Here is a 15,401-nt window from a genome sequence, read left to right on the forward strand (position 1 = left end):
ACCCGGACGGCCGGCGACCCGGTCCGTACGCCCGGCGTGTCGGGGCGGGCGGTGACCGCGGCGGGCACGGCGGTGCCGGCGAACGGCGCGCCGGTACGCCCGACCGAGGTCACCACCGTCGGGGCGGGCGCGGCCAGCGCCGAGGCGATGACGGCCTGCGCCTCCCGACGCCGACGGTTCCAGGCGCCCCGGTCACCGTCGAAGTAGCCCTGCCGGTAGCCGAACCGGTAGCCGATCCGATAGCTGAGCTGGCCGTGCAGCCGGCCGGCGGCGTAGCAGGTGGAGCCGAGCACCAGGACGAGGACGACGGCGAGAAAAGGGCTCACCGGGCCACCTCCGCCGCCCGGCTCATCGCTCGTCCGCCCCGGGCAGCGGATCGACCACCAGTAACCGCTCCAGATCGGCGGTGCTGACCTCCTCGACCAACTCCACACTGATCCGGCAGCCGTCGAGGATCACCTCGGCCACCGAGGCCCGGCGGATCTCGCCACCGGAGTCGTAGACCCGCACGCTCAACTCGGGGCAGCCGAGGTGGGTCCGCCAGGCGTCCCACTCCTCCCGGTCGCCGACGTTGAGCGAGAGGTAGCGGCAGCCCCGGGCGAGGTAGAGGCGCCAGGGCGCGCTCAACCCGGCGGAGACGCCGTCCGCGATCAGTCCGAAGGCCTGGGCGCGGGTCGCGAGTTCGGTCACGACGCCCCCTCCGCACCGGCGGAGTGACGCATGTGAGCACTTGTCGTCTCAAGCACGTGACACAACGTAAGTTGTCTCATGGGCGTGACAGTATCAGCTTTTCGTCCGCTTGCCGCCGTACTGGTGTCTATCTATCCTGCCCGGGTGACACCCCTAAACAGCGGTTCTGGAGCGTTGATCGGCAGCCACCCACCGGCGTCACGTCGGCGTGACACCAGCGCGCCGAGCCACCCCGGCGCGAGCGACTGGTCGTACCGTCACGGGGTGAGCGAGACGGCCAATGCACGGAAGATCTCCTTTGCCACCTTCGTCCGCCGCGCGCTGGACGACGCCCGCGCCATGCGCGCGTGGAGTGGCACCGAGGTCTCCCGGCGCACCGGCGTCTCCCGCCAGACCATCAACCGCTGGGTGCGCGGCGACTGGGCGAGCGACCCCGAGGCCGAGCGGGTGGTCGCGTTCTGCGAGGGGCTCGGGCTCGATCCGACCACCGCGTTCACCGCGCTCGGCTGGGACCGGACGACCGGCCCCCGCGCCGCCCCCACGCCGCCCCCGATGGACCCGGACGTCGAGGCGCTGCTGCGCCGACTTGTCGACCCGAACGTCTCCGACGCGGAGAAGTTCCACATCCGGGAAACCATTCGTTACCTCGCATATCGCCCGACACTGCCAGCGAATGTCCGAAATAGGGGCAAACAGGCCGGGTAGTTCTCAGATGGCGAAAGAACGGAAGGGCAGTACCGATCGTTTCGCCTCGGGGCCGGATCGGACCGGCTAGCGTCCACGTTTGTACTGCTAAGGGCTCGTCGTCGGCGGGGGGACGGGACACAGCCGAACCCAGCCCTGCGGGACAGAAGGAGGGGTCTGTCCATGACCCTGAAATGGTTGGCAGTCGTGGTCGCGGTGGTGTCGGTGACATCGTGCGTGACCGGCAACGTGGTGGTCGGCGTGCTGGACGGCGGGCAGCTTCCCCTGGTCGTCAATCTCCTCGCGCTCACCACCACCGGCACGGCGGTGATCCTCGCCGTCGTGGCCGAGTTGCACGACCGGCTCAACGACCGGGTCAGCGCGCTCACCGAGTTCCTGGTGGCGCGACTCAACGAGATCGAGGCGCACACCGGCGACCGGAACACCGGCTTCGTGGAGGGGTACCTGCTCAGCCACGGGCAGGAGGCGGCCGTGGTGCCGTTCGGGCGCCGAGGACGGGGAGCCGCCGAACGCTGAACTCCCGCGTCGTCCCGACGTCACATCTCGGCCACGAATACGCCGCCCGGCGCGGGGTACGCTGTCGCGCGTGCCGCCGTTGAATCTGGGCAACCAGCAGCCGAAGACCCCGTTGGACGCCGAGCACGCCTGGCGGGCCACCGCCGCGCGTGCGGGTGACGTGGTGCTCTTCTTCGACTTCGACGGCACACTGGCGCCGGTCGACGACGATCCCACCGCGGTCCGCCCCGCGCCGAAGGTGCTCGCCGCGCTGGAGGCGCTCGCCCCGCGCGTACGCCGGATCGCGATCGTCTCCGCGCGCCCGGTGGAGTTCCTCCGCGACCATCTCGGCGGCCTCACCGGCGTCGACCTGTACGGGCTCTACGGCCTGGAGCACAGCCACTCGGGCGGCGAGACGGTCACCGAGCCGGCCGCGTTGCCCTGGGTGCCGACCATGGCCGAGCTGGCCGAGCAGGCCCAGGCCGAGCTGCCGCCCGGCGCGCTCGTCGAGTTCAAGCGGCTCTCCGTCGCGCTGCACTGGCGCACCGCGCCGCAGCTCGGCGACCTGGTGCAGGAGTGGGGCCGGGCCCAGGCCGAGCGGCTGGGCCTACGTTGTCAGGCCGGCCGCATGGTGCTGGAGCTGAAGCCGCCCGTGGACCGGGACAAGGGCATGGTCATCGGTGAGACGGTCCGCGACGCCGGCGGGGCGTGGTATTTCGGCGACGACGTCTCCGACATCAAGGCGTTCGCCGCGCTGCGCGCCCGCGCCTCCACCGATCCCGACTTCCTCGGCGTGTGCGTGGCGGTCGCCAACCCGGAGACCGGTCACGAGGTCGCCGACGCCGCCGACCTGACGCTCGACTCCCCCGCCGCCCTGGGCGACTTCCTCACCGCCGCCCTCCCCCACCTGGTCCCCTGAACCCCTGACCCCGCGCCCGCGGGGTGGTGAGGGCGGGCGACGTCAGGTGCCGTAGCGGCGTTGCCGGGTGGCGTACGAGCGCAGGGCGCGGAGGAAGTCGACCTTGCGGAAGTCGGGCCAGTTCAGCTCGCAGAAGTAGAACTCCGAGTGCGCGCTCTGCCAGAGCATGAAGCCGGAGAGCCGCTGCTCCCCGCTGGTCCGGATGATCAGATCCGGGTCCGGCAGGCCCTTGGTGTAGAGGTGCTCGGAGATGTGGTCGACGTCGAGCGTGGTGGCCAACTCCTCGATCGTCCCGCCGCGCGACGCGTGCTCCAGCAGCAACGAGCGGACCGCGTCGGCGATCTCGCGCCGGCCGCCGTACCCGACGGCGATGTTGACCTGGGCGCCGCCGTCGCGGTCCCGGGTGCGCTCCTCGGCGGCCTTCAACGCGGCCGCGTGCTGCGCCGGCAGCACGTCGAGCGCGCCCACCATGCGCAGCCGCCAGGGATTGCCCTGCTCGGCCAGCTCGGTGGTGAGATCCTCGATGATCTGGAGCAGCGGGTCCAGCTCGGCGGCCGGCCGGGAGAGGTTGTCGGTGGAGAGCAGCCAGAGCGTGACGTGCCCGACGCCGGCCGCGTCGCACCAGCGGAGCAGCTCCTTGATTCGCTCGGCGCCCATCCGGTGACCGTCGTTCGGATCGACGAAGCCCATCTCCCGCGCCCATCTGCGGTTGCCGTCGCACATCACGCCGACATGGGCGGGCACCGGCTTGCCCGCGAGCTTCGCGGTCAGCCGGCGCTCGTACACGGAGTAGAGGAGTTTCCGCAGAGTCATCACTTGCAGGGTAGCGACCCACGGGAAAGATCAGTGCCGCGGTGGCGCATCGCGGGACGGCGGGTCGCCTCCGGCCCGGCACGCCGACGCCGGCGTGTCACTCCCCGGTCCGGCGCGACCCCGGCGCGTTACCCCCGGGCCCGGCGTTGGCGCGGCACGTCACCCCCGGGCCCGGCGTTGGCGCGGCGCGGCGGCGGCGATCGCGCCCAGTGTGCGGGCGTCCAGGCGGCCGTCGCCGAGCCCCAGCTCCACCACCGTCCGGTAGACCCGCTCGTCCCGGCCGGCCGCGCCGACCACCGCGTCCACCACCCACTGCCGCCGGGCCAGCCAGGCCGCCGCCGAGCTGTGCCGCAGATGGGTGCCGAGCCGGGCGCGCAGTGCCGCCGCGTACCGCCGGGCCGCCTCGGCGGGCGCGCCGGCCGCCGCCGCCCCGGCCAGCGCGCCGGAGCGCAACGCGTAGAAGATGCCCTCGCCGGTGAACGGGTTGATCAACGACAACGCGTCGCCGGCCAGCACCACCCGGCCCCGGCCCGGCGCCGGCCGGTGGGTGGAGAGCGGCAGGTGGTGCGCCCGCAGGTCGGTCACCGTGGCCGGGTCGGTGCCGGGCAGCAGCGCCGCCATCCGGTCCAGCAGGTGCGCGCGGGTCAGCGGCTCGCCGCGCAGCACCTCCCCGTACCCGACGTTCGCCCGCCCGTCGCCGATCGGAAACACCCACGCGTACGCGGGCCAGCGCGCCGCCGAGGTCACGATGAGCTGCTCGGGTGGGCCGGGCGGCGCCGGCGCGTAGCCGCGGATGGCGAGCGCGAGGTGCCGGTCCGGGTTCACCGGGTGCCCGAGCGCCCGGCGCAGCACCGAGCCGGCGCCGTCCGCGCCGACCACCGCGCGGGCGGTCAACTCCCCGTCGAGCACCACCCGGTCGACGCCGACCTCCACCCGGCGTACGGTGTGCCGCCGCAGCTCGGCCCCCGCCCCGACCGCCGCCCGGACCAGTCGCGCGTCGAACACCCGCCGGGGCACCGTGTACGCGGGCCGGGGCAGCGCGCGGGCCACCGCGCCGCCGCCGGGGCCGACCAGGCGCAGCGCCGGCAGCGGCGGATATCCGTCGACCGCGCCGGTCACGCCCAGTTCGGCGAGCACGTCCAGCGCGTGCGCGGCGATCCCGTCCCCGCATGCCTTGTCCCGCGGGAAGTCGTGCCGGTCGAGCAGCAGCACCCGCGTCGCCCCGGCCCGCCGCGCGGCGAGCGCCGCCGCCGCCCCGGCCGGACCCGCCCCCACCACCACCACGTCCCACACCGCGTCACCACCCACCCCCCAATCCTCCCCCGCCCACCTTCCCCCAACCCCCCACCGCGCCGCCCCACCCCACCCTGACCCCGTTGATCAAGAGGTTTGCGTCGGAAAGCGGCTCGAAGTTGACGCAAACTCCTTGATCAACGGGGTCAGGGTGGGGTGGGGTGGGGTGGGGTGGGTCAGGGGGTGGGGGTGGATCGGTGGAGGGAGTAGAGGGTGAGGGCGGCGGCGGTGAGGAGGGGGGCGCCGTCGCGGATCAGGCCGTCGGAGCCGAGCAGCCACCAGCAGAGCGGGAGGTCGAGCGCGAGCACGCCGAACGTCACCACCACCAGCGCCCGCCGGGCCCAGCCCTTGCCGCGCAGCAGGAACGCGGTGCAGAACAGCACCGCGTAGCTGGCCGCGATGCCGGCGCCGATCCAGAACAGCACCGCGGGTACGGCGGCGACCCCGCCGTCCAGCAGTGACCCGGTCGCCACCAGCGCCGGCACCAGCATCAACGGGCTGTAGGTGAACGCGGCGACCCGGGCGGTCAGCAGCCACCCGTTCGCCTGTGGGCGCTTCGGCGTCACCTCACGCCAGGCGATCGTCCCGCCCTCGACGACCAGGCCCTTGCGGTGCCGGACCAGGTGCGCCCGGACCGCGTCGGAGCGGTAGAGCAGCACCACCACGGCGACGCAGAGCGCGGTGAGCGCCGCGAAGCCGAGCAGGCCGGGCAGCGCCGGCACCCCCTGCCGGGGCACGATCAGGCGGCCCACCGCGAAGACGGTGGTCACGGCCAGGATCAACCCGAACGGGCGGGCCGCCACCCGTCCCCGGTTGACGTGCCCGATCAGGATCAGGAAACCCAGCGAGCGGAGCATCGCCCAACCGGTGCGCACCGCGAGGCCGAACTCCTGCTCCGGGGCGTACCAGTAGTTGAGCAGCTCGACCACGACGGTGGCTCCCGCGGTCACGGCGAGCAGCGTGGTCAGCGCCCGGACGGCGGACGGCCGCCGGACCTCGACAGGTTCGGCGGCCGTCCTCATGGCATCCGTTGTTGCCCGGCGCGGGCAACCGGCACACCTGTTACTTCTGCGGCTCCACGTCCAGCCGGGCGCGCAGCGCGTCCAGCTCGGCCCAGAGCACGCCGGGGAGCTTGTCACCGAACTTCTCGAACCACTCGGTGACCAGCGGCAACTCCTTGCGCCACTCCTCCGGGTCGACCTTCAGGGCGATCCGGACGTCCTCCGGGGTCATGTCGAGGCCGTCGATGTCCAGCGCGTCCTGCGCCGGGACCATGCCGATCGGGGTCTCCACCGCGTCGGCGGTGCCCTCCAGGCGCCCGATGATCCACTTGAGGACGCGGGAGTTCTCGCCGAAGCCCGGCCAGAGGAAGCTGCCCTCGGCGTCCTTGCGGAACCAGTTGACGTAGTAGATCTTGGGCAGCTTGGCCTCGTCGCCGTCCGTGCCCTTGCCCATCTCGATCCAGTGCCGGAAGTAGTCACCGGCGTGGTAGCCGATGAACGGCAGCATGGCCATCGGGTCGCGGCGCACCACGCCGACCGCGCCGGACGCGGCGGCGGTGGTCTCCGAGGAGAGCGTGGCCCCCATGTAGACGCCGTGCACCCAGTCCCGCGCCTCGCTGACCAGCGGAACGGTGTCCCGCCGCCGGCCGCCGAACAGGATCGCGTCGATCGGCACGCCGTTCGGGTCGTAGTAGTCGTCGGCCAGGATCGGGCACTGCGTGATCGGGGTGCAGAACCGGCTGTTCGCGTGCGAGGAGAGGTTGTCGCTCTCCGGCGTCCAGTCGTTGCCCTTCCAGTCGATCAGGTGCGCCGGCGGCTCACCCATGCCCTCCCACCAGATGTCGCCGTCGTCGGTGAGCGCCACATTGGTGAAGACCGAGTTGCCGCGGTCCAGCGTCCGCATGGCGTTGGCGTTGGTCTTCCAGTCGGTGCCGGGCGCGACGCCGAACAGGCCGTACTCCGGGTTGATCGCGTAGAGGCGGCCGTCCGGGCCGAACCGCATCCAGGCGATGTCGTCACCGATGGTCTCGACCTTCCAGCCCGGGATGGTCGGCTCCAGCATGGCCAGGTTGGTCTTGCCGCAGGCCGACGGGAAGGCGCCGGCGATGTGGTAGACCTTGCCCTCCGGCGAGGTGATCTTGAGGATCAGCATGTGCTCGGCCAGCCAGCCCTCGTCGCGCCCCATCACGCTGGCGATCCGCAGCGAGTAGCACTTCTTGCCGAGCAGCGAGTTGCCGCCGTAACCGGAACCGAAGGACCAGATCTCCCGGGTCTCCGGGAAGTGCGAGATGTACTTGGTCTCGTTGCACGGCCAGGCCACGTCCTGCTGGCCGGGCGCCAGCGGCGCGCCGATCGAGTGCAGCGCGTGCACGAAGTCGGCGTCGTCGCCCATCGCGTCCAGGATCGAGGACCCCATCCGGGTCATGATCCGCATCGAGGCGACCACGTACGGGCTGTCGGTGATCTCGACGCCGAACATGGGGTTCTCGGCCTCGACCGGGCCCATGCAGAACGGGATGACGTACATGGTGCGACCGCGCATGCTGCCGCGGTACAGCTCCGTCATCGTCCGCTTCATCTCGGCCGGCGCCATCCAGTTGTTGGTGGGGCCGGCGTCCGCCTCGTCGACGGAGCAGATGAAGGTGCGCTCCTCGACCCGGGCGACGTCCGTCGGGTCCGTCCGCGCGTAGAACGAGTTGGGCTTCTTCTCGGGGTTCAGCCGGATCAGGGTGCCGTTGGAGACGAGTTCGTCGGTGAGGCGACGCCACTCCTCGTCGGACCCGTCCACCCACACCACCCGCTCCGGGGTGGTCAGTTCCGCGACCTCTCGGACCCAGGCGAGCAGTTTGGGGTGGGACGTCGGGGCCTGATCGATACCCCGAACAACAGCCGGAGCAACCATGTCACATCTCCTTGTGGTCGACGCTGACCGATCTATGGGATGCACGAGTTCTGGCGGGTGAGGCGCCGCCGTCGTGGAAACCTGGGATTGGGCTCAGCGTAAACCGGGCTGCCTCCCCAGTCAGTGGGACTGGTTGTGAAGAACTGCACAAGGTACGCCCACGCTGCGGCTACACGATCTGATACCCGCTTTCGCGCGCAGTTTCACGCAAATCCTTCGGCGAACCTTCGACCGCCCGACCCGCGGATGCGGGATTACGTGATGCGCCGCATGCATTCGTACGGTCGGTTACGCTCCGCTCACAGACATTCGGAACGGACCACCGGACCGCCTCCCGGCGACCCGGTCGCGGCGGACGGCGGGGAAGTTGCCGCGGCCGACTCGCCGTTGCGGCGGGTCCCCCTTCCCCCCAACCGGTACTCTCGGCGGGTGGCCGCGACGATGACCGGGGACCAACCGGGGGCTCCGCCGACCCGTTCGGGTCCGCTCGGAGCGCTGCTCCACCGCTTCGGCCACCTCATCCACGAGCTGAGCAAGTTCGCCACCGTCGGCGGCTTCGCCTTCCTCGTCGACTTCGCGCTCTTCAACTACCTGTCGAGCGGGCGCGGCATGCCGCCGCTGGCGGCGAAGACCATCTCCACCGTGGTCGCCGCGACGGTCGCCTTCCTCGGCAACCGGTTCTGGACCTGGCGGCACCGCCAACGCTCCAACCCCGCCCGCGAGTACGCGCTGTTCTTCTTCTTCAACGGGGTGGGCCTCGGCATCGCGGTGGCCTGCCTGGCGATCAGCCGCTACGGCCTGGGCGCGATCTGGCCGGCGGTGTTCCAGACGCCCCTGGCCGACAACATCGCCAGCTTCATCGTCGGCACCGGCCTGGGTACGCTGTTCCGCTTCTGGTCGTACCGACGATTCGTCTTCGTCGAGGCGGGAACTCCCCCCGTTCCGGCACCGAGCCGAGATCGAGAGTCCGGGGCGTGACGCACCGCCCATCCCGACCCGCCGGGCCCAGCCGGCCCTGCCCACTGCCCTAAGGTGTTCCGCATGCCTGGAGTCCGTCTGCTGTCCGAGCGCTGGCAGAAGTTCATCCGCGAGGCGGCCAAGTTCGGCATCGTCGGCGGTATCAACACCGTCATCAATTACGCGGTGTTCAATGCGCTGGCACTCACGGTTTTCCGGGACGGCCAACTCAAGGCGACCGTGATCGCGACCGTCGTCGCCACTATCACGTCGTATCTGATGAATCGGCACTGGACGTACCGGGATCGACCGAAATCCGCCCTGCGGCGGGAATACGTCCTGTTCTTCCTGTTCAACGGCGCCGGTCTGGTCATCGAACTCGGCGTCCTGGCGTTGGCGAAGTACGGCCTCGGCGTACACGGCCTGCTGGCGTTGAACGTGGCGAAGACGGTCGGCGTCCTGCTGGCCACCCTGTTCCGCTTCTGGTCCTACCGCACGTTCGTGTTCCAGCCGGTGCCGAAGCACGCCGAGGAGACCTGGCACGCCGTGCCCCGCGACGAGTGGGACAACGTCGCGGAGATGGACCCGGTCGCCGAGCTGGCCGAATCGGTGAGCGAGTTGGAGGAGGAGGAGCCGCCCCCGGGCGCGAGCCGCCCGAGGAGCGACTACACGCCGCCCCAGGGGCGTACGGCTCCGGTCGACGCCGCGCTGGGCGGGGCGCTCCGCGCCGACCTGGACGCCGAACTGGCCGCCGAGTTCCCGTCCCGCCGCGCCCGCCGCTGAACGTGGGCGCCCGCCCTGGCGCGGCTCACGAGGGGTCGCGGAGCGGCTTCCCCTCGGCCATGTCGGCCAGCATCTCCCGCATCTCGCCGTCGCCCAGGCTGTGCTTGTCGTGGTGGGCCTCGACCAGCTCGTAGAGCTTCGTCTGCACCCGGTCCACGTGTGGCACGTCGCGCAGCACCGACTGGCCCCGCTCACCGGCCGACTCGATGGTCAACGTGCCGCAGCCGAGCATCCGCTCCACGAAACGCTGGTGCATGGCGTGGTCGTTGATCCGGGTCAGCGGCAGGTCCCGCCGGTTGCGGGAGAGCACGCCCTCCTGGAGCAGCACCCGCTCGTTGGTGAACAGGTAGTGCGTGCTGCGCCAGACCAGGAACGGCCACAGGCCCAGCCAGAGCACCAGCACCAGGCCGAGCCCGGCGAGGACGTACAGCGCGATGGCGCCGCCGTCGCCGTCGGGCAGCAGGATCCAGCCGGCGACCACCGCCGCGACGGTGAGCGCCAGCACCAGGAGCGGCCGGATCAGGGCCTTCCAGTGCGGGTGCAGGTGCAGCACGACGTGCTCGTCCTCGGTGAGCACGTCTTCGGGGAACGCCACTTCGAACCTCCTCGCGGAACCGGACGCGCTGACCGTAACCGGTCGGGGCACCCCGGCGGCATCGGCCGCGCGGGCCGCTGCCGCGCCGCACCGGCCGTAGCGCGTGACGCCGGTGGTGAGAAGGGGCCCCATCCATACCGGAGGCGTTAAGCGGGGGCCCCTCCTTTCACCGCAGGTGGAGGACGTCGCCGGCGGCCAGGCGGAGGGTATCGCCGGACGCGTCGACCAGGAGCTGGCCGTCGGGGTCGACGCCGGTCGCGGTGCCGTGCACCTCGCGCCCGTCCGGCAGCAGCACCCGCACCCGGCGGCCGATCGTGGCGCACCCGGCCTGGTACGCGTCGCGCAGCCCGCTGGCCTCCGCGTCGCCCCCGGCATCGCGCCAGCGCGCGTACCAGTCGGCGAGCGAGCGCAGCAGCGCCCGCAGCAGCGGATCGCGGTCGGTGGCGGTGGCGCCGGCGAGCTGGAGCGAGGTGGCCGGCAGCCCGGTCGGGTTCTCCGGCAGCTCGGCGGCGCGCAGCGTCACGTTGAGGCCGACGCCGACCACGATCGCAGGCGGCACGGCCCCGTCGCCGGGCACCGCCTCGGCCAGCACCCCGGCGCACTTCGCGCCGTCCACCAGCAGGTCGTTGGGCCACTTCAGCCGGGCGTCCAGCTCGGCCAGCAGGCGGACCGCCTCGGCCAGCGCGACGCCGGCCAGCAGCGGCAGCCAGCCGTACCCGGTGGCCGGCACCGGCGCCCAACCGCGCTCGGCGACCGCCTCCCCGGGCCGGAGCAGGACGCTTGTCGCGATGCCGGCGCGCGGCGGCGACTGCCAGACCCGGCCCCGCCGCCCCCGGCCGGCGGTCTGCCGCTCGGCGACCACCACCAGGCCCTCCGGTTCGCCGGCCCGCGCGGCGGCCACCACGTCCGCGTTGGTCGAGCCGGTCTCCACCAGCAGCTCCAACCGGCGCCAGGGCCCGTGCGGCGCGACCAGCGCCCGCCGCAGCCGGGCCGCCGACAGCGGCGGGCGGTCCAGATCGGTGTACGGCGAGCCGGGCATCCCGCCAGCCTACGGCCCTCCGGGTTCGCCGGTCGCCGGTAAGCGGTGAGGCGCACTGCACAACCTCACCCACCTGAACCATCGTTATATTCCACGGGTGACTACCGAGACCGGGACCACCATCCACACGACCGCCGGCAAGCTGGCGGACCTGGAGCGACGGCTCGACGAGGCGGTGCACGCCGGGTCGGCGCGCGCGGTCGAGAAGCAGCACGCGCGGGGCAAGAAGACCGCCCGTGAGCGGATCGAGCTGCTCCTCGACGAGGGCTCGTTCGTCGAGCTGGACGAGTTCGCCCGGCACCGCTCGACGAACTTCGGGCTGGAGCGCACCCGCCCGTACGGCGACGGCGTGGTGACCGGCTACGGCACCGTGGACGGCCGGCAGGTCTGCGTGTTCGCGCAGGACTTCACCGTCTTCGGCGGCTCCCTCGGCGAGGTCTTCGGGGAGAAGATCGTCAAGCTGATGGACCTGGCCATGAAGATCGGCTGCCCGGTCGTCGGCATCAACGACTCCGGTGGCGCGCGGATCCAGGAGGGCGTCGCCTCGCTCGGTCTCTACGGTGAGATCTTCTTCCGCAACGTGCGGGCCAGCGGTGTCATCCCGCAGATCTCCCTGATCATGGGCCCGTGCGCGGGCGGCGCGGTCTACTCCCCGGCGGTCACCGACTTCACCGTGATGGTCGACCAGACCTCGCACATGTTCATCACCGGCCCCGACGTGATCAAGACGGTCACCGGCGAGGACGTCGGCATGGAGGAGCTGGGCGGCGCCCGCACCCACAACGCCCGCAGCGGCAACGCGCACTACCTCGGCACCGACGAGGAGGACGCGATCGACTACGTGAAGGCGCTGCTGTCGTACCTGCCGTCGAACAACCTGGACGAGCCGGTGGTGTTCGACGCCCCGGCCGACCTGGCGGTCACCGACTCCGACCGGGAGCTGGACACGCTGATCCCCGACTCGGCCAACCAGCCGTACGACATGCACCGGGTCATCGAGCACGTGCTCGACGACGGCGAGTTCCTGGAGGTGCAGCCGCTGTACGCGCAGAACATGGTGGTCGGCTTCGGCCGCGTCGAGGGTCGCCCGGTGGGCGTGGTGGCGAACCAGCCGATGCAGTTCGCCGGCACGCTCGACATCGCCGCCTCGGAGAAGGCGGCCCGGTTCGTGCGCACCTGCGACGCGTTCAACGTGCCGGTGCTGACGTTCGTGGACGTGCCCGGCTTCCTGCCCGGCACCGGGCAGGAGTGGGACGGCATCATCCGGCGCGGCGCGAAGCTCATCTACGCGTACGCCGAGGCCACCGTCCCGAAGGTCACCGTGATCACCCGCAAGGCGTACGGCGGCGCGTACGACGTGATGGGCTCCAAGCACCTCGGCGCGGACCTCAACTTCGCCTGGCCGACCGCGCAGATCGCGGTGATGGGCGCCCAGGGCGCGGTGAACATCCTCTACCGCGCCGAGCTGGCGAACGCCGAGGACCCGGCCGCCGTCCGCGCCGAGAAGATCGCCGAGTACGAGGACACGCTGGCCAACCCGTACATCGCCGCCGAGCGCGGCTACGTCGACGGGGTGATCCCGCCGCACGAGACGCGGACCCAGATCGTCCGGGCGCTGCGGGTGCTGCGCACCAAGCGCGAGACGCTGCCGCCGAAGAAGCACGGCAACATCCCGCTGTAGGCGTAAGGAAGGGCCCCCCTGTTAACGCCTCGCGTAGAGCGGGGGCCCCTTCTCAACACGCGGCCTGGTTCAGCAGCCGGGGTTGGCGGCGACGCACATCCGCGCGGCGGCGGCCCGGGCCACCTCCCGCATCTGCGCCTCGCGCACCTGGGCGTCGGGGAGGTCGGTACGCAGCGCCCCCGCCGGCACGAGGACGCTGACCAGGTCACCCACCCGGACGACCACCCGGCTCTCGAACACCGGCGGGTAGCCGGGCGGCTGACCCGTCGTCGCGTCGGGCAGCACCGTGGCGGTGTGTCGGAGCAGCACCGCCTGGTCGCCGGCGAACCCGCTCTCGGCGATCGTCCAGCGGTGCTCGACCCGGGCGTCGGTCCTTTCCCGATCGGTGTAGGCCTGGCCCGCCGCCTGCCACGCACCGCAGGCCCGCACCCGGTGTTCCAGGTCGCCGATGAACCGGCGGGCCGCGTCGGGCTCGATGCGGTAGAGATCCTGGGTGATCACCACTTCGGGAGTGGTCTGCGACTTTCCGGCCACGACCGCGGCCAGCATTGTCTGGGAACGGGAGTAACGCGAGCGCGGTTCCTCCGCCGGCAGACCCTGGGCCTTACCGCAGAGCTGGAGAAGGTCGTCGACCCGGGCGGGCTCGTCGAGACTCGAGTCGGCCAGACGCTCACCGGTCGGGACCGGCACGTCCCCCGGCGCCAGCATCGCCGCCACCGGAATCTCCGCGTACCCGGGGAGGGTGTCGGCCGCGGGCGGCGGCGGGCCGCCGGCGCGGTCCACCATCGTCGCGGCGAGCGCGGCGACCACCACCACCGACACGGCGGCCAACGCGGCGGCCCGGCGGCTGCGCCGCCGGGCCGTGGCCCGGATCTCCGCCGGCTCCGCCCACCGGACGGTCCGCAGGTCCCGGTGCAGCGCCTCCACGAGCGTGACGTCGTCAGGCATCTGCCGCCTCCTCTTCCAGATCCACGACGGCGAGCAGCCCGGCGAGCGCGCTCCGCCCTCTCGACAGCCGGGCCTTGACGGTGCCGACCGGCGCCTCGGTCTCCCGGGCCACCTCGGCGACCGGCATGCCGAGCAGGTAGTGCATCGCGATGGCGGTGCGTTGCGCCTCGGGCAGTCGGCGCAGCGCGGCCACCACATCCATCGTCTCGGTGCTCGGCGCCGGCACGTGCTCGTCCGCCCCGTGCCGCAGGTAGGCACGGGCCCGGCTGCGCAGGCTGCGCCACCGGCTCACCGCGATCCGGCTGGCCACCACCCGCACCCAGGACTCCGGGTCGTCGTACCCGCGCACGGTCGACCACCGCTGCCAGGCCCGGATGTACGCCTCCTGCACCGCGTCCTGCGCCTCGGCCAGGTCACCGGTGAGCACGTACACGAAGCCGAGCAGCCGTTGCCGGCTGCCCCGGTAGAACTCGTCGAAGCCGTCGCTGTCGGGCACTGCCACCTCCCCGTGTTCGCCAGGGACACGCCTGGCGGCGCGGCTCGGGTTGCCCGCTCAGCCGACCAATTTCTCCAGTTCCCCACGGGGGAAGCCGCCGGCCGGGATCCGTTCGCGGACCGCCCGCCGGACGGCGGTCTGGACCGCGGCGTTGATCGGGGTGGGCACCCCGTGCAGGCGGCCGAGCAGCACGATCTCGCCGTTGAGGTGGTCGGCCTCGGCGGAGCCGGCGCCCCTGGCGAGGCTCTGCCAGGTGGAGCCGCCGGACCGCGTCTCGCCGTCGACCGGTCGGTGCGCCACCAGGTCACCGCGCGCGGCGGCCTCCTCCTCGCGGGTCGTGTGCGGGATACCGGCGGCGGCCAGCGCCGCCTCGCCCTCGGCGCGGACCCGGGCCGACAGCGGCTCGGGCACGTCGCGGCCGAACAGCGCCTGGAGGCTGTTGCCGAGGTTGGCCAGGAGCTTGCCGTACTTCCAGCGCATCACGTCGTCGCGGACCGGGGCGACGAACCCGGCGGCGGTCAGGTCGGCGGCGACGGCCCGCCCGGTGTCGTCGGCGCCGGTCGGGTAGCGCCCGAGGTGCAGCATCCCCGGGTGCGGGTGCCCGTTGGCGATCACCACGCCCGGTTCCAGGTGGGTGGCGGGCAGCCACACGCAGACCGGGTGCACCCGGGCGAAGAGCCGCAGCGCGGCGGGTTCGTTCGCCACCCCGTTCTGGGCCAGCACGACCGGGAGCCGCTCGCCCGCCGTGCCGCCGCCCGCCACCGGCGCGTCGGCCCAGGTGGTCAGCGCGGCGACGGTGTCCTGCGACTTCACGGTGAGGACCAGCACGGTGTCGGCCGGCAACGGTGGGCCGCCCGGCCCGGCCGCCGCCGGCAGCCGGCCGGACACCGTGCCGCGCGGCGTCCGCAGCGTCAACCCCCGCTCGCGCAGCGCGTCCAGGTGGGCGCCGCGGGCCACCAGCGTCACGTCGCGGCCGGCCTCGGCCAGCAGTACGCCGATGGTGCCGCCGACCGCGCCCGCTCCGATGATCACGTATCGCACCGGTCCGATTCTGCCTCGCCGGGCCGGGTACCGCCCGGAACG

General features: G+C 72.4%; 16 protein-coding genes and 1 pseudogene. 6 read left to right on the top strand and 11 right to left on the bottom strand.

The window, feature by feature from the left end; genetic code table 11:
* Nucleotides 1-131: 131 nt before the first annotated feature.
* Together AB0B02_RS00410 and AB0B02_RS00415 are read right to left on the bottom strand one after the other, a co-directional pair.
* Nucleotides 132-326, bottom strand: a pseudogene (locus AB0B02_RS00410) (hypothetical protein); the annotation flags it as partial.
* Between the two features lie 22 nt (nucleotides 327-348).
* Nucleotides 349-690: a hypothetical protein gene (locus AB0B02_RS00415; RefSeq protein ID WP_107162328.1), complete on the bottom strand. Its 342-nt coding sequence runs from the start codon at nucleotides 688-690 to the stop codon at nucleotides 349-351.
* A 264-nt stretch (nucleotides 691-954) separates the two neighbouring features.
* On the opposite strand from AB0B02_RS00415, the gene AB0B02_RS00420 reads away from it, so the two are divergent.
* The 3 genes from AB0B02_RS00420 to otsB all read left to right on the top strand — a co-directional run bounded on the left by AB0B02_RS00420 (nucleotide 955) and on the right by otsB (nucleotide 2,809).
* Entirely contained in the window at nucleotides 955-1,395 is a 441-nt protein-coding gene (locus AB0B02_RS00420; RefSeq protein WP_281942814.1) for an XRE family transcriptional regulator, read from the top strand.
* A 162-nt stretch (nucleotides 1,396-1,557) separates the two neighbouring features.
* The gene (locus AB0B02_RS00425; RefSeq protein ID WP_107162326.1) at nucleotides 1,558-1,911 is read left to right on the top strand and encodes a hypothetical protein; all 354 of its coding nucleotides are present in this window, start codon (nucleotides 1,558-1,560) and stop codon (nucleotides 1,909-1,911) included.
* A gap of 70 nt (nucleotides 1,912-1,981) precedes the next feature.
* Nucleotides 1,982-2,809 (top strand): trehalose-phosphatase, encoded by an 828-nt coding sequence (gene otsB / locus AB0B02_RS00430; protein ID WP_357291889.1) that lies wholly within the window; start codon nucleotides 1,982-1,984, stop codon nucleotides 2,807-2,809.
* Nucleotides 2,810-2,851: 42 nt separating this feature from the next.
* On the opposite strand, the gene AB0B02_RS00435 is transcribed toward otsB, so the two are convergent.
* The 4 genes from AB0B02_RS00435 to AB0B02_RS00450 all read right to left on the bottom strand — a co-directional run bounded on the left by AB0B02_RS00435 (nucleotide 2,852) and on the right by AB0B02_RS00450 (nucleotide 7,819).
* The gene (locus AB0B02_RS00435) at nucleotides 2,852-3,622 is read right to left on the bottom strand and encodes an isoprenyl transferase (protein WP_357291892.1); all 771 of its coding nucleotides are present in this window, start codon (nucleotides 3,620-3,622) and stop codon (nucleotides 2,852-2,854) included.
* A gap of 159 nt (nucleotides 3,623-3,781) precedes the next feature.
* Complete coding sequence (locus tag AB0B02_RS00440; RefSeq protein WP_357291894.1) at nucleotides 3,782-4,930, bottom strand: geranylgeranyl reductase family protein; 1,149 nt, start codon at nucleotides 4,928-4,930, stop codon at nucleotides 3,782-3,784.
* A gap of 161 nt (nucleotides 4,931-5,091) precedes the next feature.
* Entirely contained in the window at nucleotides 5,092-5,937 is an 846-nt protein-coding gene (locus AB0B02_RS00445) for a hypothetical protein (protein WP_357291897.1), read from the bottom strand.
* A gap of 40 nt (nucleotides 5,938-5,977) precedes the next feature.
* Complete coding sequence (locus AB0B02_RS00450; RefSeq protein WP_281942823.1) at nucleotides 5,978-7,819, bottom strand: phosphoenolpyruvate carboxykinase (GTP); 1,842 nt, start codon at nucleotides 7,817-7,819, stop codon at nucleotides 5,978-5,980.
* A 441-nt stretch (nucleotides 7,820-8,260) separates the two neighbouring features.
* On the opposite strand from AB0B02_RS00450, the gene AB0B02_RS00455 reads away from it, so the two are divergent.
* Nucleotides 8,261-8,797, top strand: a complete 537-nt coding sequence (locus AB0B02_RS00455) for a GtrA family protein (RefSeq protein WP_308447854.1) — start codon at nucleotides 8,261-8,263, stop codon at nucleotides 8,795-8,797.
* A 63-nt stretch (nucleotides 8,798-8,860) separates the two neighbouring features.
* On the top strand, nucleotides 8,861-9,559 hold the full coding sequence (locus AB0B02_RS00460) for a GtrA family protein (protein WP_281942827.1): 699 nt from the start codon (nucleotides 8,861-8,863) through the stop codon (nucleotides 9,557-9,559).
* A gap of 25 nt (nucleotides 9,560-9,584) precedes the next feature.
* Here AB0B02_RS00460 and AB0B02_RS00465 read toward each other — a convergent pair whose 3' ends face one another.
* Complete coding sequence (locus AB0B02_RS00465) at nucleotides 9,585-10,154, bottom strand: PH domain-containing protein (RefSeq protein WP_357291903.1); 570 nt, start codon at nucleotides 10,152-10,154, stop codon at nucleotides 9,585-9,587.
* Between the two features lie 166 nt (nucleotides 10,155-10,320).
* On the bottom strand, nucleotides 10,321-11,193 hold the full coding sequence (locus AB0B02_RS00470; protein WP_281942831.1) for a biotin--[acetyl-CoA-carboxylase] ligase: 873 nt from the start codon (nucleotides 11,191-11,193) through the stop codon (nucleotides 10,321-10,323).
* A gap of 97 nt (nucleotides 11,194-11,290) precedes the next feature.
* On the opposite strand from AB0B02_RS00470, the gene AB0B02_RS00475 reads away from it, so the two are divergent.
* Entirely contained in the window at nucleotides 11,291-12,874 is a 1,584-nt protein-coding gene (locus tag AB0B02_RS00475; RefSeq protein ID WP_357291907.1) for an acyl-CoA carboxylase subunit beta, read from the top strand.
* Nucleotides 12,875-12,943: 69 nt separating this feature from the next.
* Here AB0B02_RS00475 and AB0B02_RS00480 read toward each other — a convergent pair whose 3' ends face one another.
* Genes AB0B02_RS00480 through AB0B02_RS00490 form a run of 3 tightly spaced genes read right to left on the bottom strand, consistent with a single transcriptional unit; the run spans nucleotide 12,944 to nucleotide 15,359 of the window.
* The gene (locus tag AB0B02_RS00480) at nucleotides 12,944-13,822 is read right to left on the bottom strand and encodes a hypothetical protein (protein ID WP_357291910.1); all 879 of its coding nucleotides are present in this window, start codon (nucleotides 13,820-13,822) and stop codon (nucleotides 12,944-12,946) included.
* Nucleotides 13,815-14,318 (bottom strand): SigE family RNA polymerase sigma factor, encoded by a 504-nt coding sequence (locus AB0B02_RS00485; RefSeq protein WP_281942863.1) that lies wholly within the window; start codon nucleotides 14,316-14,318, stop codon nucleotides 13,815-13,817. The genes AB0B02_RS00480 and AB0B02_RS00485 overlap by 8 nt, the downstream gene beginning before the upstream one ends.
* A 57-nt stretch (nucleotides 14,319-14,375) precedes the next feature.
* Nucleotides 14,376-15,359 carry a 2-dehydropantoate 2-reductase N-terminal domain-containing protein gene (locus AB0B02_RS00490; protein WP_281942866.1) on the bottom strand — a complete coding sequence of 328 codons (984 nt, stop codon included), beginning with the start codon at nucleotides 15,357-15,359 and terminating at the stop codon, nucleotides 14,376-14,378.
* Nucleotides 15,360-15,401 lie beyond the last annotated feature (42 nt).

The organism is Micromonospora sp. NPDC049240 (assembly GCF_040647835.1).
In the GTDB taxonomy this organism is placed as follows: domain Bacteria; phylum Actinomycetota; class Actinomycetes; order Mycobacteriales; family Micromonosporaceae; genus Micromonospora.